We start from the raw sequence: 300 nt of genomic DNA, 5'->3' as shown, positions 1-300 counted from the left end.
GGTTGATGAAGAAGGTCAAACGCGCGGCGGCAGTCTCCCGGACGGCCATCTCCACTCCGGCAGGCAGCTCCGCCAGTGACTCCGGCCCAAGCGGGGTCGCCACGAATCCGTCTATCGATTCTTGGTCGATGGCGCCTGAGACGTAGAGCGCGCGACCCCCGTTCGTGATGGTTCGGGAAGTCACCGCGGGGAGCCCGTCGAGCGGTCCGCCGGAGTATCGTGCCAGCACATCCGCGTCCTCAATGCGCACGTGCTCACTCCACGCGGAGCCGCCCCATCCGGTGTCCAGCTCGAAGCGAT

General features: G+C 66.7%; 1 pseudogene. It reads right to left on the bottom strand.

Annotated elements, in window-relative coordinates:
- Nucleotides 1-250, bottom strand: a pseudogene (locus FVP33_RS19190) (hypothetical protein); the annotation flags it as partial.
- Nucleotides 251-300 lie beyond the last annotated feature (50 nt).

Source organism: Lacisediminihabitans profunda (genome assembly GCF_008040105.1).
In the GTDB taxonomy this organism is placed as follows: Bacteria; Actinomycetota; Actinomycetes; order Actinomycetales; family Microbacteriaceae; genus Lacisediminihabitans; species Lacisediminihabitans profunda.
The sequence above is the reverse complement of the archived record's forward strand: the minus strand, read 5'-3'. Positions and strand labels throughout refer to the sequence as shown.